At 69.2% G+C, this 23,640-nt stretch carries 19 protein-coding genes and 1 pseudogene; 10 read left to right on the top strand and 10 right to left on the bottom strand.

What is annotated here, in order from left to right; translation table 11 throughout:
• Nucleotides 1-57: 57 nt before the first annotated feature.
• Genes CFB50_RS21340 through CFB50_RS21355 form a run of 4 tightly spaced genes read left to right on the top strand, consistent with a single transcriptional unit; the run spans nt 58 to nt 4,733 of the window.
• Nucleotides 58-1,251, top strand: coding sequence for an ABC transporter substrate-binding protein (locus CFB50_RS21340; RefSeq protein ID WP_089447148.1), 1,194 nt, complete (start codon nt 58-60; stop codon nt 1,249-1,251).
• A gap of 40 nt (nt 1,252-1,291) precedes the next feature.
• Nucleotides 1,292-3,103, top strand: coding sequence for an ABC transporter permease (locus CFB50_RS21345; RefSeq protein WP_089447149.1), 1,812 nt, complete (start codon nt 1,292-1,294; stop codon nt 3,101-3,103).
• 11 nt (nt 3,104-3,114) lie between these two features.
• Complete coding sequence (locus tag CFB50_RS21350) at nt 3,115-3,972, top strand: ABC transporter ATP-binding protein (protein WP_089447150.1); 858 nt, start codon at nt 3,115-3,117, stop codon at nt 3,970-3,972.
• The gene (locus CFB50_RS21355; RefSeq protein WP_089447151.1) at nt 3,969-4,733 is read left to right on the top strand and encodes an ABC transporter ATP-binding protein; all 765 of its coding nucleotides are present in this window, start codon (nt 3,969-3,971) and stop codon (nt 4,731-4,733) included. The genes CFB50_RS21350 and CFB50_RS21355 overlap by 4 nt, the downstream gene beginning before the upstream one ends.
• Nucleotides 4,734-4,753: 20 nt before the next feature.
• On the opposite strand, the gene CFB50_RS21360 is transcribed toward CFB50_RS21355, so the two are convergent.
• Both CFB50_RS21360 and CFB50_RS21365 read right to left on the bottom strand, forming a co-directional pair.
• Entirely contained in the window at nt 4,754-6,175 is a 1,422-nt protein-coding gene (locus CFB50_RS21360; RefSeq protein WP_089447152.1) for a sensor histidine kinase, read from the bottom strand.
• Nucleotides 6,162-6,827, bottom strand: coding sequence for a response regulator transcription factor (locus CFB50_RS21365; RefSeq protein WP_089447153.1), 666 nt, complete (start codon nt 6,825-6,827; stop codon nt 6,162-6,164). Before CFB50_RS21365 ends, CFB50_RS21360 begins: the two co-directional genes overlap by 14 nt.
• 238 nt (nt 6,828-7,065) lie before the next feature.
• Between CFB50_RS21365 and CFB50_RS21370 the strand changes: the two genes are divergently transcribed.
• Together CFB50_RS21370 and CFB50_RS21375 are read left to right on the top strand one after the other, a co-directional pair.
• Nucleotides 7,066-8,082 carry an ABC transporter substrate-binding protein gene (locus CFB50_RS21370; protein WP_089447154.1) on the top strand — a complete coding sequence of 339 codons (1,017 nt, stop codon included), beginning with the start codon at nt 7,066-7,068 and terminating at the stop codon, nt 8,080-8,082.
• A 100-nt stretch (nt 8,083-8,182) separates the two neighbouring features.
• Nucleotides 8,183-9,493, top strand: coding sequence for an MFS transporter (locus tag CFB50_RS21375; protein WP_069250850.1), 1,311 nt, complete (start codon nt 8,183-8,185; stop codon nt 9,491-9,493).
• 12 nt (nt 9,494-9,505) lie between these two features.
• Here CFB50_RS21375 and CFB50_RS21380 read toward each other — a convergent pair whose 3' ends face one another.
• From CFB50_RS21380 to CFB50_RS21390, 3 genes are all read right to left on the bottom strand, one after another.
• Nucleotides 9,506-10,183 (bottom strand): hypothetical protein, encoded by a 678-nt coding sequence (locus CFB50_RS21380; RefSeq protein WP_089447155.1) that lies wholly within the window; start codon nt 10,181-10,183, stop codon nt 9,506-9,508.
• A 273-nt stretch (nt 10,184-10,456) separates the two neighbouring features.
• The gene (locus CFB50_RS21385; protein WP_089447156.1) at nt 10,457-12,241 is read right to left on the bottom strand and encodes a sensor histidine kinase; all 1,785 of its coding nucleotides are present in this window, start codon (nt 12,239-12,241) and stop codon (nt 10,457-10,459) included.
• Nucleotides 12,238-12,882: a response regulator gene (locus tag CFB50_RS21390; protein ID WP_069250853.1), complete on the bottom strand. Its 645-nt coding sequence runs from the start codon at nt 12,880-12,882 to the stop codon at nt 12,238-12,240. Before CFB50_RS21390 ends, CFB50_RS21385 begins: the two co-directional genes overlap by 4 nt.
• Before the next feature lie 322 nt (nt 12,883-13,204).
• Between CFB50_RS21390 and CFB50_RS21400 the strand changes: the two genes are divergently transcribed.
• Nucleotides 13,205-13,657 carry a hypothetical protein gene (locus CFB50_RS21400; protein WP_089447157.1) on the top strand — a complete coding sequence of 151 codons (453 nt, stop codon included), beginning with the start codon at nt 13,205-13,207 and terminating at the stop codon, nt 13,655-13,657.
• A gap of 102 nt (nt 13,658-13,759) precedes the next feature.
• A complete protein-coding gene (locus tag CFB50_RS21405; RefSeq protein WP_089447158.1) occupies nt 13,760-15,778 on the top strand; it encodes a VTT domain-containing protein in 2,019 nt (672 codons plus the stop codon).
• A 16-nt stretch (nt 15,779-15,794) separates the two neighbouring features.
• Here the strand turns inward: CFB50_RS21405 and CFB50_RS21410 are convergent, their stop codons facing one another.
• The 5 genes and pseudogenes from CFB50_RS21410 to CFB50_RS21430 form a co-directional block, all read right to left on the bottom strand.
• Nucleotides 15,795-16,124 carry a helix-turn-helix domain-containing transcriptional regulator gene (locus CFB50_RS21410; RefSeq protein WP_011356110.1) on the bottom strand — a complete coding sequence of 110 codons (330 nt, stop codon included), beginning with the start codon at nt 16,122-16,124 and terminating at the stop codon, nt 15,795-15,797.
• Nucleotides 16,121-16,453 carry a type II toxin-antitoxin system RelE/ParE family toxin gene (locus CFB50_RS21415; protein ID WP_048020341.1) on the bottom strand — a complete coding sequence of 111 codons (333 nt, stop codon included), beginning with the start codon at nt 16,451-16,453 and terminating at the stop codon, nt 16,121-16,123. Before CFB50_RS21415 ends, CFB50_RS21410 begins: the two co-directional genes overlap by 4 nt.
• 356 nt (nt 16,454-16,809) lie before the next feature.
• Nucleotides 16,810-17,364, bottom strand: a complete 555-nt coding sequence (locus CFB50_RS21420) for an arsenate reductase/protein-tyrosine-phosphatase family protein (RefSeq protein ID WP_089447159.1) — start codon at nt 17,362-17,364, stop codon at nt 16,810-16,812.
• A gap of 209 nt (nt 17,365-17,573) precedes the next feature.
• Nucleotides 17,574-20,023 (bottom strand): annotated as a pseudogene (locus CFB50_RS21425) (flavin-containing monooxygenase).
• Nucleotides 20,010-21,725, bottom strand: coding sequence for a GMC family oxidoreductase (locus CFB50_RS21430; protein ID WP_089447160.1), 1,716 nt, complete (start codon nt 21,723-21,725; stop codon nt 20,010-20,012). Before CFB50_RS21430 ends, CFB50_RS21425 begins: the two are co-directional and overlap by 14 nt.
• Nucleotides 21,726-22,043: 318 nt before the next feature.
• Between CFB50_RS21430 and CFB50_RS21435 the strand changes: the two genes are divergently transcribed.
• Entirely contained in the window at nt 22,044-23,075 is a 1,032-nt protein-coding gene (locus tag CFB50_RS21435; protein WP_089447161.1) for an AraC family transcriptional regulator, read from the top strand.
• A 55-nt stretch (nt 23,076-23,130) separates the two neighbouring features.
• Nucleotides 23,131-23,640 (top strand): GNAT family N-acetyltransferase, encoded by a 510-nt coding sequence (locus CFB50_RS21440; RefSeq protein ID WP_089447162.1) that lies wholly within the window; start codon nt 23,131-23,133, stop codon nt 23,638-23,640.

Consider the following 23,640-nt stretch of genomic DNA (forward strand, 5'->3'; position numbering starts at 1 on the left):
CTGAACCGGATGGTTACATGCCCTCACTCTTTTCGACTGACTGAAGCTGGGGGACGCATGAACGTTTCGGGGAACGACGCACGCGGCGCATGGCGGCGCGTGCTGGGCACGGTGGCGGCGCTCGCTGCCGCATGGGGCTTGTCGACGGGCGGTGCGCTCGCGGCCGGTGTGTCGGGCGAGCCGGTGGTGATCGGCGTGAGCGGGCCGCTCACGGGCCAGGACGCGCAGTACGGCGAGCAATGGAAGCGCGGCTTCGATCTCGCGCTCGACGAGATCAACGGCAGCGGCGGCATTCACGGCCGGCCGCTCGCAGTCGACTTCCAGGACAGCCGCAGCGACCCGCGTCAGGCCGTCGCGATCGCGCAGAAGTTCGTCGCCGATCCGCGCATCGCGATCGAGCTGGGCGATTTCTCCAGCGCGACGTCGATGGCCGCGTCGCCGATCTACCAGCGCGGGCAGCTGACCCAGTTCGGCTTCACGAACTCGCATCCGGACTTCACGAAGGGCGGCGACTATCTGTGGAGCACCGCGCTGAGCCAGGCCGAGGAGCAGCCGCTGCTCGCACGCTACGCGGTGAAGGAACTCGGCTTCAAGCGGATCGCGGTGCTGTACCTGAACACCGACTGGGGCCGCACCAGCAAGGACATCTTCGCGAAGGCGGTGGCCGGGCTCGGCGCGCAGGTCGTCGCGGCCGAAGGCTACCAGCCGACGGAGAAGGATTTCCGTTCGACGCTCGTGCGGATCGGTGAATCGAAGCCCGATTCGATCGTGCTGATCTCGTACTACGCGGACGGCGCGCAGATCGTGCGGCAGGCGCGCACGTCGGGCGTCACGCTGCCGATCGCGGCGGTTGGCTCCGTGTATTCGCCGAAATTCCTCGAGCTGGGCGGCGCGGCCGTCGATGGCGTCTATACGGAATCGAACTTCTTCCCGGCGGAACCGCGCCCCGAGGTGCAGGCGTTCGTGCAGCGCTATCGCGCGAAATTCCATGCCGATCCCGATTCGTTCGTCGCGCGTGCGTACGACGCGCTGATCCTGTCGGCCGAGGTGCTGCGCCGCTACGGCACGACACGCCAGGCCGCGCACGACGGCTTCGCGAAAATCAGCGACGTGCCGAGCGTGATCTTCGGCAAGGTGCGCTTCGATACGCAGACGCGCCGCGTCGCGGGCGCACGCACCGTGTATCTGGTCGTGAAGCAGGGGCAGTGGGCGCTATGGGATGGCGCGAAGCCGCAGCTCGCCGCGCGTTGACCCCAGCCCTGAACAGCATGCACGTAACGGACGCATCGTGATGGCTTCCTGGCTCGATTACACGCTCAACGGCCTCATCGTCGGCAACATCTACGCGCTGCTCGCGGTCGGGCTCGCGCTGATCTTCGGCGTGTCGCACCTGATCAACTTCGCGCACGGCTCGGTCTACATGGTCGGTGCGTTCATCGGCTGGCTGTGCCTGACGCGCTTCGGGCTGCCGCTGCCGGTCGCGCTTGCCGCGGTCGTCATCGGTTGCGGCGCGCTCGGCGTCGCGATCGAACGGATCGGGCTGCGGCCGCTGCGGCACGCGGCACGCATCGCGCCGCTGCTCGCGACGATCGGCATCAGTTTCATCCTCGACCAGCTCGCGCAGCTCGCATTCGGCGCGGACCCGCGCGCGGTGCCGACGCCGCTGCCCGACTGGCATCTGCGAATTGCCGGCGCAACGCTCGGCTCGCTCGACCTGCTGATCGCGGGCATCGGCATCGCGGCGGCCGCGCTGCTGTATGGCTTCCTGCGCTTCACGCGGCTCGGCTGGGCCGTGCGCGCGACCGCGCAGGATCGCGACGCGGCGCTGCAGATGGGTGTCGACGTCGATCGCGTGAACCAGACCGTGTTCGCGATCGCATGCGCGCTCGGCGGCGTGAGCGGGCTGCTGGTCGGCATGTACTACAACAGCATCGATCCGGCGATGGGCTTCCAGGCAACGCTGAAGGGCGTGGTCGCGCTGCTGATCGGCGGGCTCGGCAACGTGCCGGGCGCGATTGCGGGCAGCCTGCTGCTCGGTCTCGTCGAAAGCTACGGCGTCGCGCTGTTCGGCACCAGCTATCGTGACCTGTTCGCGTTCGGGCTGCTGATCGTGTTCCTCGTGTGGCGGCCGAACGGGCTGTTCAGCGCGAACCGCGCGCTGCCGCCCGAGCCGATGACGGGTACTTTCCTCGCGGCCGCGAAGGCCGTGCGCGTGCCGCGCCCGGTACTCGTCGCGCTGGTCGCGCTGGCGGCCGTACTGCCGTGGCTCTGCGCATCGCCGTACGTGCTACAGACGCTGACCAACGCGTGGCTGTACGGGCTGCTCGCGCTGAGCCTCACGCTGGTGGCGGGCACGGTCGGGCAGATCTCGCTCGGCCACGCGGCGCTGCTGGTGATCGGCGCGTATGCGTCGGCGCTGCTGTCGTCGGATCTCGGCTGGTCGCCAGCCGTGACGATTCCGTGCGCGGGCGTGATCACCGCCGTGCTCGGCACGCTGCTCGTCTATCCGGCGTTCCGGCTGCGCGGGCACTACGTGTCGATCGCGACGCTCGGCATCGGCGAAGTGGTGAGCCTCGTGATCCTGAACTGGGACGGCCTCACGCGCGGCCCGCTCGGCATCACCGGCATCGCGCCGCTGCCGTGGGCGACGACCGCGCGTGCCGCGTACTGGTTCACGTTCGCGGTGCTCGTCGTGTTCGCGCTCGTGCAGGTGCGGCTGCTGCGCTCGCATCTCGGCCGCACGCTGCGCGCGGTGCGCGAGGACGACGTCGCCGCCCGCGCGCACGGTATCGCGCCGAACCGCTACAAGGCGATCGCGTTTGCCGTTGGCGGCGTCGCGGCCGGCGTGAGCGGCGGGATCGCCGCGCACCTGTACAGCTACATCAATCACCAGACCTTCGATTCGCAGGTGTCGATCCTCGCATTGACGATGGTGATCCTCGGCGGGCTCGGCAACGTGCTCGGCGGCATCGCCGGCGCGATCGCGCTGATCGGGCTGCCCGAGCTGTTCCGCTGGGCGGCCGACTACCGGATGCTGATCTACGGCCTCGTGCTGTTGCTGCTCGTCCGGTTCCGGCCGCAGGGCCTGCTCGGCACGGTGTGAGGAGGAATGCGATGACCACCCATCGACCTTTGCTCGACGTGCAGGGCCTGACGCGCCGCTTCGACGGCGTGACCGCGCTCGACGGCGCGAGCCTGACGCTCGCCGACGGCGAGTTGCTGAGCGTGATCGGCCCGAACGGTGCGGGCAAGTCGACGCTGTTCAACCTGATCGCGGGCGCCGACCGGCCCGATGCCGGCCGTGTGACGTTCGACGGCCGCGACATCACGGGCACGGCGCCCGAACGGCTCGCGGCGCTCGGCATCGCGCGCACGTTCCAGCACGGCCGCGTGTTCGGCAACCTGAGCGTGCTCGACAACGTGCTGATCGGCGCGCATGCGCGGCTGCGCGCGGCGCGGCCGGGCTGGCCCGCGCTCGGCGCGGCGGCCGAGGTGCTGCGCGCGCTCGTGCGGCCCGCATCGGTGCGGCGCGAGGAAGCCGCGCTGCGCGACGAGGCGCGCGCGATCGTCGCCGGCTTCGGCGAGCGGCTGACGCCGCGCATCGATCATCCGGCGCACAGCCTGTCGTATGCGAACCGGCGGCGCGTGGAGATCGGCCGCGCGCTCGCGCTGCATCCGCGCCTGCTGCTGCTCGACGAACCGACGGCCGGGATGAACGAGACGGAGACGGCCGAGATGCTGCAACTGATCCAGTCGCTGAAGGCGCGCGGCCTGACGATCCTGCTGATCGAGCACAAGCTCGAACTCGTGATGCGCGTGTCCGACCGCGTGATGGTGCTCGACAACGGCGTGAAGATCGCCGAAGGCGCGCCGCGCGACGTGCGGCACGATCCGCGCGTGATCGAGGCGTACCTCGGCCGCCGGCATGCGGGCGGCGCGCCGGCCGACCGCACGGCACAGGCGGCCGCATGACCGCACTTTCTATCGGACCCGACACGACCATGACCGACGCGCTGCTTAAACTCGAACACCTCGACACGTTCTACGGGCCGGTGCAGGTGCATTTCGACGTGAACTTCGAAGTCGGCCGCGGGCAGATCGTCAGCCTGCTCGGCGGCAACGCAAGCGGCAAGTCGACGACGATGAAGCTGATTCTCGGGCTGATGCGGCCGCGCCGCGGCGTCGTGCGCTTCGACGGCGACGATGTGACGGCGCTCGCCACGCCGCAGCGCGTGCGGCGCGGGATCGCGGCCGTGCCCGAGGCGCGGCGGCTGTTCGGCGACATGAGCGTGCGCGAGAACCTGCTGATGGGCGCGTACACGCGCAACGACCGCGCGGCAGTGGCGGAGGACTATGAGCGGGTGCTCGACCTGTTTCCGCGTGTGCGTGAACGGCTGACGCAGCGCGCGGGCACGCTGTCGGGCGGCGAGCAGCAGATGCTCGCGATGGCGCGGGCGCTGATGGCGCGGCCGAAGCTGATCTGCATGGACGAGCCGACGATGGGGCTGTCGCCGCTCTATGTCGACAAGGTGCTCGAACTGATCGATGCGATCAACCGGCAAGGGGTGACGGTGTTCATGGTCGAGCAGAACGCGAGCCTCGCGCTGGAGATCGCGCACTACGGGTACGTGCTGCAGACGGGGCGCGTCGTGCTCGAAGGGCCTGCGAAGGCGCTGCTCGACGACGAACGCGTGCGAGATGCGTATCTCGGCGGGGAGGCGGTGGCAGTGTAGCGGGCGCCTGGCACTTCGTTTCACGCGCGATTCGCGTGCGTCGCCACCGCCCGCGGAAACGTCAGCACCACCGCGAACCCGCCCGCCTCGGGAAACGCGAACCCGACGCGCCCGCCGTGCGCCTTCATCACTTCCTGCACGATCGCGAGCCCGAGGCCCGACCCCGTGCGCCGCTCGCTGCCGTCCGGCGCGATTCGCACGAACGGTTGCAGCGCGGCATCCCAGTGCTCGCGCGGAATCCCGCGGCCGTTGTCGGTGACGGTCAGCGTCACGGTATCGCCGGCGTTGCCCTGCGTCGCGACCGAGACGACGATATCGTCCGCATGCCCATGCAGCAGCGCGTTGTGCAGAACGTTCGACAGCGCTTCCTGCAGGCTGATCGCGTCGCCGTCGATCCACGCGAGCGGCGCGTCGCTCGCGAACGCGACGGCGACATCGCGCTCGCCCGCGAGCGGAATCGTGCGGCCGAGCACCTCCTTCGCGAGCGCGACGAGTTCGACGGGTTGCAGCGGCACGGCCTCGGTGCGATGAATCACCATCGCATGATTGAGGAGCTGGCCGGTGAGCCGCCCGACGTCCGAGCAGGTTGCGCGCAGCGCGTCGAGCCGTGCCGCGTGGCGCGCGGGATCGGCTTCGCCGTCGAGCAGCTCGATCTGCGCGTCGAGCCGCGCGAGCGGCGTGCGCATCTGATGCGCGGCGTCGGCGATGAAGCGCTGCATCGCGTTGATCCGCTCGGCGAGGCGGCGCATCAGCCCGTTGATCGACCCGATGATCGCGTCGATTTCGCTCGGCGTGTCGACAGCCACCGGCCGCAGGTCGGCCGGGTCGCGCGCGGCGATGATCGTGCCGATCTGCGCGAGCGGGCGCAGGCCGCGCCGGATCGCGAGGCCGCTCGCGCCGATCGCGAGCACGCTCATCAGCAGGATCAGCGTCCATACCTTGATGCTCATGTCGTTCGTCAGCTGCTGGCGCGCATTGGTTGTCTGCGCAACGGTGACGAGCGCCCAGCCCGGCGTGCTTTCCTCTGGCATGTAGCGTGCGATGGTCGCGGTGCGGACCCGGTGCCCCTGGTAGATGGCATTCGCGAACGCGGGGCCCTGCTTCGCGGCGGCGAGCGTCGCGGGGCTCGCGAGATCGTTGTAGCCGGCTACGACGACGCCGCGCGAATCGACGACCTTGTAGTAGACGAGGTCGTAGCGCGACAGCGTCGACAGCGCGGCCACCGGCGGATTCAGCGCGAGCACGCCGCCCTGCACGTAGAGGTTTTCCGCGACCTGGATCGATGCGCCCGCAAGCAACTGGTCGTAGGCGCGTTCGGCCGCGACGCCCGCGTAGTAGCGTGCAATCGCCGCGAGCGCGAGTGCGCCGGTCGCGACGACGAGCGCGATGAAGAGCAGCGTGCGCCCGAACAGCGTCTTCGGGAACCAGTCAGTGCGCCGCAATCTGATACCCCATCCCGCGCGCGGTACGGATCTCGACCGAGCTGCCCTGCAGCTTCTTGCGCACGCGGGTCACGTATTGCTCGACCGCGTTCGTGGTCGGCTCGTTGCCGAAGCTGAACAGCTGGTTCAGCAGTTCGTCCTTCGAGAAGATCCGCTGCGGGCGGCTCGCGAGGATCTCGAGCAGCGCGAATTCCTGGCGCGACAGCGACAGCGGCTGGCCGTCGAGTTCCGCGAGGCGGCTGCTGCGGTCGATCACGAGGCCGCCGAGCGTCAGCACGTCGCTCGCGTGGCCGCTGTTGCGGCGCAGGAGCGCCTGCACGCGCGCATCGAGCTCGCGGTAGTCGAACGGCTTCACCAGGTAGTCGTCGGCGCCGAGGCCGAGGCCGCTTACGCGGTCGTCGATCGCCGAGCGCGCTGTGACGAGCAGCACGGGCGTCGTGCTGCCCGATGCGCGCAGGTGGCGCAGCACCGTGAAGCCGTCCATGCCGGGCAGGTTCGCGTCGAGCACGACGAGGTCGAAGCGCTCGACGCGCAGCAGCCCGTGCGCGGTCGCGCCGTCGGTTTCGAGATCGACGGCATGGCCGAGCCGCGCCAGGCGGCTGCGGATCGCCGCGCCGATTTCGGCATCGTCCTCCACGACGAGAATGCGCATGGTGCCGTTTCGCAGGTGGGTGGGTTAGGGGTTTTCCCGAGGCCGGGATGTCAGCATTTTCTCAGACTCGCTCGATAACCTGTGTCGAGCCGGATGCAGCACGCAAGGACGGCATTAATACCAGAAATATTCTAGGAGACGGCAACATGCAGCATGTCACGGGCACGACGAACGCGCGGCATGGCGCGACGCGGGCCTTCGCGTGGCCGTTTGCCGCCCGTTGCATGGCGGTGCACGCATGACGATGTCGCCGCGCCGCCGCGCATTGATCGCCGCCGGCCTCGGCGTGCTCGCCGCGCCGTCGCTCATGCGCGCAAAGCCGCGCACGGTGCGGATCTCCAAAGGCTATGGCGTGCTGTACCTGCCGCTGCTCGTGATGGAGAAGCAGCGGCTGTTCGAGCGGCACGCGGCGCGCCACGGCGTGCGCGACGTCGCGGTCGACTGGGTGCTGCTCGACGGCGGCAATTCCGTCAACGACGCGATGATGGCCGGCACGCTCGATTTCGCCGGGGCCGGCGCGCCGGGTTTCATCGAGCTGTGGGCACGGGCGCGCGGCATTCCGAACGTCGAGGTGATCGGCATCAGCGGGCTGTCGACCACGTCGCTGTCGCTGAACGCGAACCGGCCGGGCCTCGTGTCGCTGCGCGACTTCACGCCGGCCGACCGGATCGCGGTGCCGGGCATCCGCACGTCGTTGTCGGCGGTGGTGCTGCAGATGGTCGCGAGCCGGCAACTCGGCCCGAAGCATTTCGCGCAGCTCGATTCGATCACCGTGAACCTGCCGCATCCGCAGGCGATGCAGGCGCTGATCCGCCGCGAGAACGGCGTCACCGCGCACTTCACGTCGCCGCCGTTCTCGACGCTCGAGCTGCGGCAGCCGGGCATTCACCGCGTCGTGAATTCGGTCGACGTGCTCGGCCCGATGACGCTCGACGTCGTGTTCGCGCCGAAGCGGCTCGTCGATACGGAGCCCGCGCTGGCCATCGCGTTTCTCGGCGCGCTCGACGAAGCGAACCGCCTGATCGCGCAGGACCCGCGCGCGGCGGCCGCGCTTTATGCGTCGTCGTCGGGCGTCGGCGTGTCGCACGACGACGTGATGCGGATGCTCGCGGCGCCGGACACGCGCTTCTCGGTGCTGCCGAACCAGCTGATGGACTACGTCGAATTCCTGTACCTCGCCGGCACGATCAAGGCGAAGCCGCGGGCGTGGCACGAGATGTTCGCGCCGATGCTCGACGACTTCCGGTCGGGTTGATGCGGCCGCGCCCTTTCATCGACATGCCCCGCGCCCGCGCGATTGTCGCGCGCAGCGCCGATTCAACCGCTATGCAACCGTTTCACGCAAGGAGCCTCAAGTGAACGCCACCGAAACCCTGGACCCCGCGTCCACCGAAGAGCAGCGCATCATGTCGAAGATGGCGCGGCGCCTGCTGCCCATCCTCGTCGTGATGTTCCTGATCGCGTTCATCGACCGGCAGAACGTCGGCTTCGCGAAACTGCAGATGGTGCACAGCCTCGGCATGACGGAAGCCGCGTTTGGGCTCGCGTCGTCGCTGTTCTTCATCGGCTACCTGCTGTTCGAGGTGCCGAGCACGCTCGCGCTGCATCGCTACGGCGCACGCGTGTGGCTCGCGCGGATCATGCTGACGTGGGGGCTCATCACCGTGCTGATGGGCTTCACGACGTCGATGCCCGCGTTCTGCGCGCTGCGCTTCGTGCTCGGCATCGCCGAGGCCGGCTTCTATCCGGGCGTGATCTACTACCTGACGCTGTGGTTCCCGCAGAGCTATCGCGCGAAGGTGCTCGGCATCTTCACGCTCGGCAGCGCGCTCGCGAACATGCTCGGCTCGCTGGTCGGCGGCGTGCTGCTGAGCCTGAACGGCGTGTGGGGGCTCGCGGGCTGGCAGTGGGTGTTCGTGGCGACGGGCATCCCGGCGGTGATCGTCGCGGTCGTCGTGTTCCGCGTGCTGCCCGCGTCGGTGCGCGACGCACGTTTCCTCGACGACCGCGAGAAGCAGATCGTCGAGGCCGCGCTCGAACGCGAGAAGCCCGCGCAGGCCGAGCATGGGCAGCCGTGGAAGGCGCTGCTCGATCCGCGCGTGATGCTGTTCGCGGCAACCTACATGCTGATGTCGACGTCGCTGTACGGCGTGACCTACTGGCTGCCGACGCTCGTGAAATCGTTCGGCGTGTCGAGCAGCATGAACGGCTTCCTGAGCATGCTGCCGTGGGCGCTCGCGGTGCTGCTGTTGTTGTGGCTGCCGGCGAAGCTGCGCCGCGCGAAGAGCATCCTGCGCACGATCGCGATCGTCGCGGCGCTCGGTGCACTCGGCTTCCTGCTGAGCCTCGTGCTGCCGTCGACGCCGCTGCGCTTCATCGCGCTGGTGCTCGGCGGTGCATGCATCCCGCTACTGTACCCGTGCTTCTGGTCGATGCCGCCGCGCTACTTCACCGGCGCGCGGGCGGCGGCGAGCGTCGCGGCGATCAACTCGATCGGCAACCTCGGCGGCTTCTTCAGCCAGAACCTGATGCCGTTTGCCGGCAAGGTGACGGGCACCGCGTTCGGGCCGATGATCGTGCCGATCGTGTGTCTCGCGCTGCTCGGGATCGGCGCGCTGGTCGCGTGGACGCGGTCGGAGCGGGGGATGGTGGCGGCGCGCGCGTGACGGCGCGCGGCGTTACCGCTTCATCACCTCGTTCCCGACGACCGTGAAGTTGGCTGTGGCGTGCGTGTTCGACAGCAGGTATTTGAGCGCGTGGATGTCGGGGGCGGCCGTCGTGAAGTCGTCGCCGTCGAAGATGAAGTTCCATGTGATGATGCCGCGGCTGGTGCCGGGATTGTCGACACGGATCTCCTTCAGCGACGCGAGCGGATACGCGCGCTCGTGCCAGTCGAACAGGTGTCGCACGTAGAGGTGGTCCGGTGTGACGATCTCGTAGCGCCGCAGGAAGGGCGTCGCGATGACGAGGAGCACCGTCGTGAAGATCAGCCACGAGCGGGCGCCGCGCCACAGGACGGCCCGCGCCGACGGGCGGCCGGGCACCATGACGCGGTAGCGTGCGTAGGTAGGCTGCAGGATGAGCGCCGTGCCGAACCACCACGCGATCGCGATGAACCCGAGCGGCATGTTCATGAACGGCACCGAAAACGCGCCGACGAAGCTCGTCGGAAAATCCAGGAGCCGCGCGGTCGATACGAACCCTAGCCCGATGTAGCTGCCGGCCGGATGCGGGATGAATACGGTCGTCGTCAGGGCCTGCAGTGCGAGCAGGATGGGCCAGCACAGCAGCGATACGGCAAGCCAGCCGCCTGCGACCGCGCAGAAGATGAGTGCGTAGCTGCGGAGTGTTTTCATTGTGGTGAACGGGGATACGATCGGCTGACGCATTAGCCCGCAAGGATGCGGGATGGTGACGGCGAAGGATTGTAGCGCCATGCGGTTGCCGTCACCGGGTGTAGCGCGCAGGGATTGGCGGATGGGGCAGGGGCATTTCACAAGCTGACGGTCTGAACGGCTGACGCGTCACGATCCTGGCCGATCGTCATCAACGCGACGACGACTACCACTGACCGGCCAGCGGCGGGGCATCATTGCGGCACCCGCCTGCAACATCGTCTTCGCCGGAACCTACCCGCGCGGCGCCCCAACCCCACCATGCGCGGCCGTCACCTTCACGGGCGACAGCGGAATCTCCACCTCGACCGTCGTCCCTTCGCCGAGCGTCGTCGCGATCCGCAGCGTGCCGCCGACGAGATACGCGCGCTCGCGTAACCCGACCAGCCCGAACGATCCCGACTTGCGCGGTACGCCGGGATCGAATCCCGCGCCGTCGTCGCGAATCGTCAGTTCGATCGCATTGCTCGCATGCACGAGTTCGACGTTCGCATGCGACGCGGCCGCGTGCCGCGCGACGTTCGCGAGCGCTTCCTGCGCGATGCGGAACACCGCCGTCGCGTAAGGCTCGTCGAGCTGCAGCTCGGGCGGCTCGACATGCAGCGTGCATTCGATGCCGTGACGGTGCCGGAAATCCTCCACGAGCCACTGCATCGCCGCGGCGAAGCCGAGATCGTCGAGCATCAGCGGGCGCAGGTCCGATGCGATGCGGCGCGTCGCGGCCACCGCGCCGCGCGCCAGGGAGTGCATCGCCGCGATCTTGCGCGCCAGCTGCGCATCGTCCTGCGGCACGCGGTCGATCAGCCATTCGAGATCGTTCTTCAGCGTCGCGAGCGTCTGCGCGAGTTCGTCGTGCAGCTCGCGCGCGATGCGGCGCTGCTCGGCTTCGCGCGCGCTCGCACTGATCGCGGCGATCTCGCGCAGCTCTTCGCGCGACGCCTGCAGCGCCCGTTCGGCACGCACGCGGTCCTCGACTTCGCGCCGCAGGTCGCGGTTCGACGCGCTCAGTTGCGCGGTGCGCGCGGCGACGCGTTGTTCGAGCCGTTCGTTCGCGTCGTTGAGCTGCGCGCTCTTCTGTGCGACGAGCAGATGCTGGTAGCGCGCGCCGGCCAGCGCGCGCACCGTCTGCGCATGCAGCCGGCCGTTCTCGAACAGCATCGCGAACAGCACGACGCCGGACGCAACGAGGCCGTACGCGCGTCCCGCGTAGAAGCCGAGGTCGTAGCGCCCGTGATTCAGCATCGACGACAGCGCGATGTCGAACAGCCACGCGACGAGCACCGTCATCACCCACAGGTCGAGCACGGAATGGCGCCGCCGCCGCTGCCACATCAGCATCAGCGCGACCAGGTTCAGCCCCCAGACGATCGTGATCGCGTTCGTCATCGTCGTGGCCATCCGGTTGCCGTTCATGATGCGCGGCAGCAAGTCGTGGCCGGCGGTCGCGAGCAGCGCGAGCGCGACCGTCGCCCCGCTCGCGGCCGCGATGCACAGCACGATGGGGATCGCCGCGCGGCGCTGCGGGGCCGGGATCGGGCCCAATGCACGCGACTTCGCGCGCAGCAGTGCGTATGCGGCGACCGCCAGCGGAAAGCCGCCGTGCCAGAACAGGTACAGCCAGGCGGTGGTCTGGTCGCCGGCGCCGAGCAGGCCGGTCGGTGCGAACAGCCCGGGAAAGGTCAGCATGTGGGTGCCGGCCATGAAACCCGTGAACAGGTAGCCGCCCGCGAGCACGAGCAGCGGCTTCTCGCGCAGGATCGCGTACTGGCCGAGCAGCAGGCCGGCCGTCACCATGTCGTTGACGACGATCGCCGACTGGTACACGGGAATGAACGCCCAGCCCGGCGCAAGCGGCCTGCCCGCGAACGGTGCAAGCGCGGCGAAGATCACGGCGGAGATGAGCACGGTCGCGAGCGCGAGCCGCCGCTCGCGCCGGCCCGGCGGCAGCGACGACATGAACAGGCGCGACGCGTCCGGGTCGTCGTCGTCCGGGGGCGGGAAGCCGAAGGTGGCGGTCATGCGTCGCCGCCCGGGTCGAGTTCGTGGCGCACCGCGTAGCGGACCAGCGCGGCTTCGTGCGGCAGCGCCATCTTTTCGAGGATTCGCGTCTTGTAGGTGCTGACCGTCTTGGCGCTGAGCGCGAGTGCGGTCGCGATCTGCGTGACGGTCTGGCCCGCGACGATGCGGCGCATCACGTCGAGCTCGCGCGAGGACAGCCGTTCGTGCGGCAGCGTCGCGGCCGGTGTGCGCAGCGTGAGCGCGAGGCTCTCGGCCGCCGACGGGCTCACGTAGACGCCGCCCGCGGCCACCTTGCCGACCGCCTCGACGAGCTCGGCGGTCGCGCTGTCCTTCGTCAGGTAGCCGGTTGCGCCGGCCTTGAACGCCCGCGCCGCGTATTGCGCCTCCGCATGCATCGTCAGCACGAGCGTGCGCAGCGACGGCGCTTGGCGTTTCACCAGCCGGATCAGCTCGATGCCGGTCGGCGCGGGCATCGACAGGTCGAGCAGCAGCACGTCGGCGGCGCCGCGCTCGACCAGCGCAAGCGTGGCCGAGCCGTCGCTCGCCTCGCCGACGATTTCGAAACCGCCGGCCGTTTCCAGGATGTAACGCAGTCCGTCCCGCATGACTGCATGATCGTCAGCCAGAATTACCCTGATCATCTAGCGATCCTCTTCGGGATGACGCTGCGCACTGTTGTCCGGTGGTCGCCGCGGCCGTTCTTCTGATCAATATATTCCGCCGAATCAAAAAACGGTACACATCCGGGAAATTTTCGAGATATCCGGTCGCGGAATGTGTACTGAAACGAAATAATCACCGGGAAAAGGGTTGCGGCGGAGCCGGCGGGAGTCAGGGTATTCCCTGATTATTATTGAGACGGTGAAGAGGCGGCGCGGCGCGTCGTGAGCCGCCCCGCGAACCGTCGCGATTCGGGACTAAACTGGTGCCCGATGCCACTGCAATCCCCCGAGGAGCCCCGTAATGATCGAGCTTGCCGATATCCTGCCGTCCGCGCTGCCCGCCGCCGTCGCATGGGCTGAAGCCGAGGCGGCGCGCGGGATCGCGCAGGGTGCGCCGCTGACGCCTGCGCAAGCCGACGACGCGCGCACGGTGGGCGTCGTGCAGCCGGAGCGGATCCGCATGGTGACCGTCGACCGCATGCCGTTCCCCGAGGTGCCGTCGCTCGCCGCGATCGCTCGCGACTCGGGGCTCCTGGCGCCCGGGACGATCGGGCTCACGCTCGGCCATGCGGTGTATGTGCTGCGCGGGCAGGACACGCGCCGCCTGCTGACCCACGAATTTCGCCACGTGCATCAGTACGAGGCCGCCGGCTCGATCGGTGCGTTTCTCGCGCGCTATCTGCAGGAGATCGCGACGGTCGGCTACCACGACGCGCCGCTCGAGGCCGACGCGCGGCAGCACGAGTTCGATTGATCCATCACGCCGGCGCGACCGCGCGCACCGCCCGATGAACATTCCCCATGCCATCACCGGCCCGGTGTTCGCACGCCGGGTCGCTCCGTCGAGGCGCGTGCGATGAGCGACACGATCCACGCGTGGATCGGCGCGATCGGCGCACATCCGCTGCTCGTGCTCGCGATCGTGTTCATGGCGGCCTGCGCCGAGGCGATCGCGCTGATCGGCACGGTCGTGCCGGCCGGCGCCGTGATGTTCGCGGCCGGTGCGCTGATCGGCGCGGGCGCGCTCGACGCCTGGACGACCATCGGTGTCGCGGCGGTCGGCGCCGTGATCGGCGACGGGATCAGCTATGAACTCGGGCGGCACTATCGCGGCGTGATCCGCAACGCATGGGCGCGCTTCGGCTATGCGGCCGCCTTCGCGCGCGGCGAGGAGTTCGTGCTGCGTCATGGCATGAAGAGCATCGTGCTCGCGCGTTTTCTGGCGCCGGTGCGCGCGGTCGTACCGGTCGTGGTCGGCTGCGCGACGCTGCCGCGCCGGTCGTTCTATCCGGTCAACGTCGTCTCGGCGCTCATCTGGGCGCCCGTGCACGTCGCGCCGGGCATCCTGTTCGGGGCGTCGGCCGCGCTGGCCGCGGCGATCAGCGTGCGGGTCGCCGTGATCCTGCTGGTCGTCGCGGCGCTGGTCGCACTCGTGTGGATCGGCGTGCGGGTCGCATTGCGGCGCGGCTGGCCGCTGCTGCGCCGTGCGCTCGTCGACGGCGTGCACGCATGCGCGCACCGCTGGCCGCGTTTCGGCGCGCGGCTGCACGACGCGATCGCTCACGTGCGCGGCCTGCCGGGTGCGGTGCCGGTGCTCGCGCTGCTGTTCATCGGCTGCGTGTGGCTGTTCGCGGGGATCGTGCAGGATGTCGTCGCGAACGATCCGCTGATGCACGTGGACATCGCGCTGTATGCGTTCATGCAGCAACTGCGCACGCCACCGGTGGACGCGACGATGCGCGCGCTTGCCGTGCTGCACGGGCACGATACGGGGCTGATCGTCGCGGCCGCGTTTCTCGTCTGGCTGATGATCCATCGCTGCTGGCTGACGGCCGCGTGGTGGCTCGTGACGGTCGGCGTCGCCGTCGTGCTCGTGCCGGTGTTCGGCGCGGGCATACCCGGCGCAACGCCCGCGAGCCTGCCGCCCGGTGCGTTGCACGTGCCGCTGCCCGACGCTGAAGCCGCGTTCGCGATTCTCGCGAGCAGCGGCCTCGGCTGGGTGCTCGCGCAAGACCGGCCCGCGCGGTGGCAAATCCCGGTCGTGACGGCGGTGGTGCTGTGGATCGTGCTTGGCGGCTTCGCGCGGCTGTATGTGGGCGACACGTGGCTGTCGGGCCTGCTGGGCGGCTGGAGTCTCGGGCTCGCCTGGTTCGCGCTGCTCGCCGGCGCCTATGCGTACTGGCGCGTGCGCGAGCACGTGCAGCCGAGGGGCGCGCTCGTTGCAGTGACGGTGGTGCTCGCGACGGCCGGCGTATGGACGGTTCCCGCGCAATGGCAGCTCGACCGCGCGGCGCGCCCGCATGTCGGCGACGTGGTCGCGATGACCGTCGACCAGTGGCTGCGTGGCGGGTGGCAGCGCGTGCCGGTGCGGCGCACCGAGATCGGCGGCGACCGCGAGGAATATCTGCCGCTGCAATGGAGCGCGACGTCGGACACGCTCGACCGGCATCTCGCGCAGGCCGGCTGGCAGCGCGCGGCGCCGTGGTCGCCGGCCACCGCGCTGCGCTGGCTGCTGCCGCAGGCGCCGGCCGATGCGCTGCCGGTGCTGCCGCGCTACACGCACGGCGAAAGCACGCGCCGCGTGTTCGTGCGCGTCGATCCGGGGCAGCCGGAAAGCCGCCTCGTGCTGCGGCTGTGGCGCTATCCGTACGTGTTGCAGGACGCGCTCGGCATGCGGCCGCTGTGGTACGGCGCGCTGTATCGCGAGACGCTGCACCGGCCGGCGCGGCTGATGACGATCGTGCGCACGACGACGATCGACGATGCGGCGACGATTGCGAAGGCGCTGTCGGTCGAGCCGGCGATCGAGCGTTCGCCGGCGGGGATGACGAACGCGCCGGCGGAGATGCTGCTGGTGTGGATGGTGCGGCCGTGAGCGGGTGGTGTGCCGCTTACGCGTGCGCCGGCTGCGCAGGGACGACGGACAGGCGCAGGCCGACGGTCTTGAGCACCGCGAGCAGGGTTTTCAGTGTCGGGTTGCCATTTGGCGAGAGCGTGCGATACAGCGATTCGCGGCTGATGCCGGCTTCGGCCGCGACGGCGCCGAGCCCGCCGTACGCTTCCGCGACCGTACGCAGCGCGAGCAGGCCGGCCGCGCGGTTGTCGGGATCGTCGAGCGACTCCATCGCGACGCGCAGATAGGCCACCGCGAGTTCGCGGTCGGCGCCGAGTTCGGCGACTTCCGCGTCGTGGTGCGATACCGCACCTTTGAGCTTGGTCATGTTTGCCTCCGTTTCCAGTTCGACCAGTGTTCCTTTGCGCGCCTGATGTCGTCGGGCTGACTGCTTTTGTCGCCACCTGAAAGCAACAGCACCAGTGCGCCGCCGTACCGCCCGAAATACACGCGATAGCCGGCGCCGACGTGGACGCGCAGTTCGATCACGCCTTCGCCGACCGGCTCGCAATCGCCGAAGTTGCCTGTCTGCACGCGGCGCAGGCGTTCGCGAATCCGTGCCTGCGCAAGCTTGTCGCGCACGGCGTTCAACCATTCGGTGAAGGGCTCGCGACCATCGTCGCGCTGATAGCGAAGAAGTTCGAACTTGGAGAGCATTGTAACTTATAAGCTACAAAAAGGAAGTAGGGTGAATGGCGTGGTTGCGCGATCTGCCGGGTGGTGCGCGCGGGGCCGTGCGCGCATTGCCGAGTTGGGGCAACACACGACACTGCATACGCGTTGCTGCGCATACGGTGCCTTCGAAGTGCGGGATGTCAGGCCGCGAAGCCGGGTTTCCGGACGAAGATCATTCTTTCATCCGGTGCGCAGGGTGACGATTCGGCCGGATGGCCAAAGTCAATGGCCCGGTGACGGGCACGCGCGGTGGCGGGGGTGTATGGGGGGAACAACGTGAACAGCAAACCTGTCGGTGCCGGCGCGTCGCGCGAGGCGAGCCGACAGGCCTCCTGACATTACTGCTTCGCCGGCGCGGCCGTCGCGATCTTGTCGAGCGCCGCCGGGATGTACGTGTCGAGCTGCGCAGTGACCGATTCGTAGAAATCGATCGGCTTGCCCCACGCGTCGGGTACGTCGACGTGCTTCCCGGACGCATACTCGGCCAGCGTGAACACCTTGCCGGCGGCCGACGGATAGAGCGCGAGCACCTTCTCCTTGTGTTTGTCGGTCATCGTCAGGATCACGTCGGAATGCTTGATGTCGTTGGCGTTCAACTGCACCGAACGGTGCGCGGACGTGTCGATGCCACGGCGCTTCATCAGGATCACGCCGTTTTCTTCGGGCTTTTCGTCATACGGATCTTCGTCGACCGCACGTGAGATCACCGCGATGTGCGCGTGGCGCTGCGCGATCAACTGGCCGGCGATCGCTTCGGCCATCACGCTGCGCCCGGTGTTGCCGGTGTCGACGAACGCCACCTTCTTCGGCTCGTCGGCGAACGCCGACGTCGCGGACTGGATGCCGACGCAACAGAGCAGCGCCAGCGTGTTGAGGGTGTGCCTTCTTTTCATGATGTCTCCTCGAGGGGGAAACCCCGGCGGCGCGCCAGGGCTTGCGGGAGATCATGACGGCCGCATGCGACGGAAAAAAATAAACGGCCGGTTTTTGCAAGACGGTGTCGCTTCGCGGCAAGCGGGCCGGGTGACGGCGCGTGCACCGTGCGCCCGATCGGGGAAGCCGTGAACCACGGCCCCGATCGCGGCGCGTGACTGCTTCATCGTCACGCCGTCGCCGCCACCCGTTCCGCCGCAAACCCCGCCAGCGTCCGCAACGCCTCCCGTGCCGACCGCAGGTAAAACGCCTGCAGATGAAACACATGCCAGCGCGCCGCATGAACCTCCAGCCGGCACGGCACGCCACAGGCCTGCGCATGACGGGCCAGCCGCTGCGCATCCGACAGCAGCACCTCCTGGTCGCCGGCCTGGACGAGCATCGGCGGCAGGCCGCGCAGGTCGGTGTCGAGCGGGCCGCGGGCCGCAGCCGAACCGGCGCCGTGGTACCAGCGCAGCCCCTGTTCGAGCCAGCCGCGACGGATCATCGGATCGTCATGACGGCGCGAAGCCAGTGTCGCGCCGCCGAGCGCGGGATCGGTCACGGGCGAGATCAGCAGCAGCGCGGCGGCGGCCGGCTCGCCGCGCTCGCGCAGCGCGATGGCCAGTGCCAGCGCCAGCGCACCGCCGGCCGAATCGCCGGCGATCACGATCCGGTGCGGCGCGTGGCCCTGCGCGCGCATCGCGTCGTAGACGGCCAGCGTATCGTCGAGCGCGGCCGGGCTCGGATGCTCGGGGGCCAGCCGGTAGTCGGGCACCCACACCGGCAGGCCCGCATCATTCGCGAGCCGCGTCGTCACGCCGCGATGCGTATGCGGCCCGCCGAGACAGAATGCACCGCCGTGCAGATAGAGGATCGCGCCGCCCGCGTCGCCGCGTTTCGGCGCCACGACTTCGACCGGCACGCGATGCGCGGACGTGCGGTAGCGCAGCGTGCCGCCCGTACCCGGCATCAGCGGCGACAGCAGCGCGACGACGCGGCGTTGCATGCGCGCGCCGAATGGCGGCCCGATCAGCGGCCGGAAGGCCAGCCGCAGGAAGCCGCGCAGCGATGCGGCGGTCAGTGCCTCCAGCCGGCCGGCGGGCGGCGCGATCACCACGTCGCGCGCCGGTGCGACCGACTCGGGCAACGGGTGCGTGAAGCGGTAGGCGGACATCCCGGTGAAGCGCGTGATCCACCGGTAGGTCAGCGTGAAGCCCGGCCAGTTCGTGCTGTTGTGTCCCGACGCGTCGACGTACCAGCTCTTGCAGTTGCTCCACACCGATCCTTCGAGCCGCTGCTGCACATGGACGTTGAAGCGCCGGTAGCGGCGCGCGTCGACGTCGATCTCGCGCGCACCGTCGCGCCGCATCGTGCGCAGGCAGCGCATCACGTGCGCGATCTGGCTTTCGAGCATGTAGACGATCGAGTTGTGGCCGAGGTTGGTGTTCGGGCCGTACAGCATGAAGAAGTTCGGAAAACCGGGCACGGTGAGCCCGAGATACGCCTGCGCGCCGCGCCGCCATGCGTCGTTCAGGTCGACCCCATCGCGGCCCGTGATGCGCATCGGCGACAGGAACTCGGTCGCCGCGAACCCCGTGCCGTACACGATCGCGTCGACCGGATGGTGCACGCCGTCGACGGTCTCGATGCCGTCCTCCGTCACGCGCCGGATCCGCTGCGTGACGAGCTCGACGTTGTCGCGGCTCATCGCGGCAAGGTAGTCGCTCGACAGCAGGATGCGCTTGCAGCCGATCGGGTAGTCGGGCGTGAGTTGCGCGCGCAACGCCGGGTCCGGCACATCGCGTGCAAGCAGTGTGTGGAACGGCCGGCCGACCGCGACCTTCATCAGCTTGTGCAGACGCGTGAACGCGATCGCGCGCGATTCGTAGCGCAGGTAGATCGATGCGCGATGCAGTTTCATCGCCCACGGCAGCCGGCGGAACAGCGCCTTCTCCCACGGGCGGTACGCGCGGTCGGGGCGCGGCATCACATAGGCCGGCGAACGCTGAATACGACCAGCTGCTTCACGTCGCCAGCAATCGCCGGGACGAACTGGATCGCCGACGCGCCGGTGCCCACGACCGCCACGCGCTTGGCCGTAAGCGAATAGTCGTGATCCCAGTGCGCGGAGTGGAATGCGCGGCCGCGAAACGTGTCGATGCCGGGCAAGTCGGGCATCGCGGGGCGGCTCAACTGCCCGGTGCCGCTGACGAGCACGGCGGCGCTGAGCGTCGTGCCGTCGGCGAGCGTGACGCGCCACAGCGCGGCGGCCTCGTCGTAGCGTGCGTGCGCGACTTCGGCACCGAAACGCAGGTAGCGTGCGAGGCCGTACTTGCGCGCGCAATGCTGCAGATACGCATGGATTTCCGGCTGCGGCGCGAACACGCGCGACCACGCCGGATTGGGCTCGAACGAGAACGAGTACAGGTGCGAGGGCACGTCGCAGGCGGCGCCCGGGTAGCGGTTGTCGCGCCACACGCCGCCGACGTCGTGCGAGCGTTCGACGATCGCGAAATCGTGGATGCCCGCACGTTGCAGCGCGATCGCCATGCCGATGCCGGCGAAGCCGGCGCCGATGATGATCGCCGCAAGCGGGGCGGCGGATTCGGTCAGGTGGGCTGCGTCACGCGACGACATGGCGGGTTGCCTCCGGCTGGACGGCTTCGTGCGCGGTGCACGATGCGGGAACGGTATCGAGATCCGTCGCTGTCCTGACGGTTGCGCCTTGCGGTTGTGCGGTCGTGCGGCACACGCCGCGAATCAGGTCGACGGCCTTCTCGGCGATCATGATCGTCGGTGCGTTGGTGTTGCCGCCGATGAGTGTCGGCATCACCGACGCATCGACGATGCGCAACCCCTGCAGGCAGCGCACGCGCAGTTGCGGATCGACGACGGCGAGCGCGTCGTGCCCCATCCGGCATGTGCCGACCGGGTGATACACGGTGTCGGTGCGCCGCCGCAGCACGTCACGGATTTCATCGTCGGTGTTGACGTTCGCGGTGAACAGGTCGCGCGTGGTCCAGCCGGCGAGTGCCGGCGCTTCCATCAGCCGTCGTGTGAGGCGGAAGCCCGCGACCATGTCGTCGAGGTCGCGCGGGTCGTCGAAGAACGCGGGATCGATGCGCGGCGCGGCGAGCGGATCGGCGCTGTTCAGCGTGACCGAGCCGCGGCTGCGCGGCCGCAGCAGGCACACGTGGCACGACAGCCCGTGGCCGGCGTGCAGCTTGCGCGCATGATCGTCGACGAGCGCGACGACGAAGTGCAGCTGGATGTCCGGCGCATCGAGCCCGGCGCGCGTCTTCAGGAAGCCGCCGCCTTCCGCGAAATTCGACGTCAGCATGCCGCGTCGTTCACGGCGAAAACGCGCCAGCTCGCGCAGCATGCGCAGGCCGCCGCCCGCGGACACGCCCATCGTGTCGACGCTGCGCGTGCGGTAGCCGAAGATGAAATCCGGATGATCCTGCAGGTTGCGGCCGACGCCGGGCAGGTCGGCGTGCACGGCGATGCCCTGTTGCTGAAGTTCGCGGCCCGGGCCGACGCCCGACAGCATCAGCAACTGCGGTGTTTGCAGCGCACCGGCCGCGAGCACGACTTCACGCCGCGCGCGCAGCGTGCGGACCTCGCCACGCTGCCGCACCTCGACACCGATCGCGCGCGTGCCGTCGAACAGGATGCGCAGTACCTGCGCATGCGTCTCGACCGTCAGGTTGTCGCGGCGGCCGACGTGCGGCAGCAGGTACGCGCGCGCCGCGCTCCACCGTTCGCCGTGCTTCTGCGTGACCTGGTAGATGCCGATGCCTTCCTGCTGCGCGCCGTTGAAATCGTCGGTGAGCGGCAGGCCGGCCTGCCGCGCGGCTTCCAGGTAGCGCGCATGGAACGGGTTGCCGGTGCGCAGGTCGCTCACCCACAGCGGGCCGTCGCGGCCGTGCCACGCATCGTCGAAGCGCTCGTTGTGCTCGCTCAGGCGGAAGTACGGCAGCACGTCGTCGTAGCTCCAGCCCTCGTTGCCGAGCGCGGCCCAGCCGTCGTAGTCGACGCGATGGCCGCGGATATAGACCATCGCGTTGATGGCCGACGACCCGCCCAGCACCTTGCCGCGCGGCTGGTAGCCGATGCGCCCGCCGAGGCCCGGCTGCGGCACCGTGTCGAAGGCCCAGTTGTTGATGCGGGTCGGCATCATCGCGACCGCGCCGGTCGGCACGTTGACGAGCGTGCCGTCGCCGCGGCCGCCGGCCTCGAGCACGCAGACGGTCACGGCCGGGTCCTCGGTCAGCCGCCCGGCGACGACGCTGCCGCCCGAACCGCCGCCAACGACGATGTAGTCGAAAGTCTTGCTCATGGATTCGTCCTCTGAGGGTCGATGGATCAAGCGGGGCGCGGCAGCGTGCCTGGGCGGCCGGTGTGCGGCAGGCGGGGCGCGAGCGGCGGGGCGGGGGCGCGGGCGAACGCGACGAAAGCGTCGCGCCGGCATGCGAAGCGGGCGGTGGGATCGGTCGGGCGACTCGGTCGCATGGTGTCTCCTCCGGAAGGCGATGGCGTCGTTCGGATGACGACTGGATGACGCCGATGGTGCTGGCCGCATGGGAAAACACCAATGCTGCTTCGGGACAATTGTTTTAGTATTTGGGCCAAATCGGCGCTTCGAGGGTTTCTCCGCATGAGCTTCTGGGATTTCACCCGGAGTCCGGCCAGCGCCCGGCTGCTGGTCGATTTCGGCGACGAACGCGGCGTGCCGCACGCGACGCTGCTGGCCGGCACCGGGCTCGCAAACGCGCAGCTCGACGATCCGAAGGTCGAGGTGACGGCCGCGCAGGAACTGCGGCTGACCGGCAACCTGCTGCGCGCGCTCGGGCGTGCGCCGGGCCTCGGGTTCGAGGTCGGCCAGCGCTATCACTTCTCCGCGTACGGGGTGTGGGGCTACGGGCTGATCGCGAGCGCGACCGCGCGCGACGCGCTCGCGCTGGCGTTGCGCTTCCTGCCGCTCACCTATGCGTTCACGGTGATCACGTACCGCGAGGAAGGCGACACGTGCGTGCTCAATTTCGGCGCGCCGGAACTCGATGGCACGCTGAGCCGCTTTCTCGTCGAGCGCGACATGACGGCCGCGGCCGTGCTGCTGCAGGAAATCGGCGACGACACGTTCGCGTTGTCGCGCTTCGCGGTGCAGGCGGCGCGCACGCCGACCATGCCGGTGCCGCGCATCGCCGGCGTCGAGCCTGCCTTCTCGGCGCGTGCGAACAGCCTCGCATTCGACCGCGTGTTTCTCGACCGGCTGCTGCCGCACGCGAATCCGCTGACGGTGTCGATGTGCGAGCAGATGTGCGGCCAGCTGCTCGAAGCGCGGCGCGCGCGCGTGGGCACGTCGGAGATGGTGCGTCAGTACCTGAGCGCGACGCCCGGCCACGCGCCGTTCTCGCTCGAGGACATGGCGCGGCTGATGAACACGAGCCCGCGCACGCTCAAGCGCCGGCTGCAGGAGGAGGGTACGACGTTCCGCGCACTGCTCGCGCAGGCGCGCGGCGCGATGGCCGAGACGCTGCTCGGCGACGCGCGCCTGTCGCTCGCGGAAGTCGCGGAGCGGCTCGGCTTCAGCGACCTGTCGAGCTTCTCGCAGGCGTTCAAGCGCTGGTACGGCGTGCCGCCGGGCGCGTATCGCAGCGCGGCGCAACGAGACAGCGGCCGTTCCTGAATCACGGTACGATCGCTGGCATTCCTGCTGACATTCCCATCACGAGAGCCTCCGCATGATCACGATTCGCCCGATGACCGACGACGATTTCCCGCGCTTCTGGCCGACTTACCGCGCCATCGTCGCCGCTCAGGAAACCTATGCATTCGATGCGGCGCCGACACAGGAAGCGGCGCGCGCACTGTGGCTCGATGCGCCGCTGTGCACGTGGATCGCCGAAGAGGACGGCGTGGTCCTGGGCTCGTACTACCTGAAGGCGAACGCGGGCGGCCCCGGCAATCACGTGAGCAACTGCGGTTACATGGTGAGCGAGGCCGCGCGCGGCCGCGGCGTCGCGCGCCTGATGTGCGAGCACTCGCAGCAGGTCGCGCGCGAGCGCGGTTTTCTCGCGATGCAGTTCAACTCGGTGGTGTCGACGAACGAGGTGGCGGTCGCGCTGTGGCAGAAGCTGGGATTTGAAATCGTCGGGCGCCTGCCGCGTGCGTATCGTCACGCGCGGCTCGGCTTCGTCGACAGCCTCGTGATGTACAAGTGGCTCGGCGACACGGCGGCCGCCGAAGCCTGA

It is taken from the genome of Burkholderia sp. AU33423 (genome assembly GCF_002223135.1).
Classification (GTDB): Bacteria; Pseudomonadota; Gammaproteobacteria; order Burkholderiales; family Burkholderiaceae; genus Burkholderia; species Burkholderia lata_D.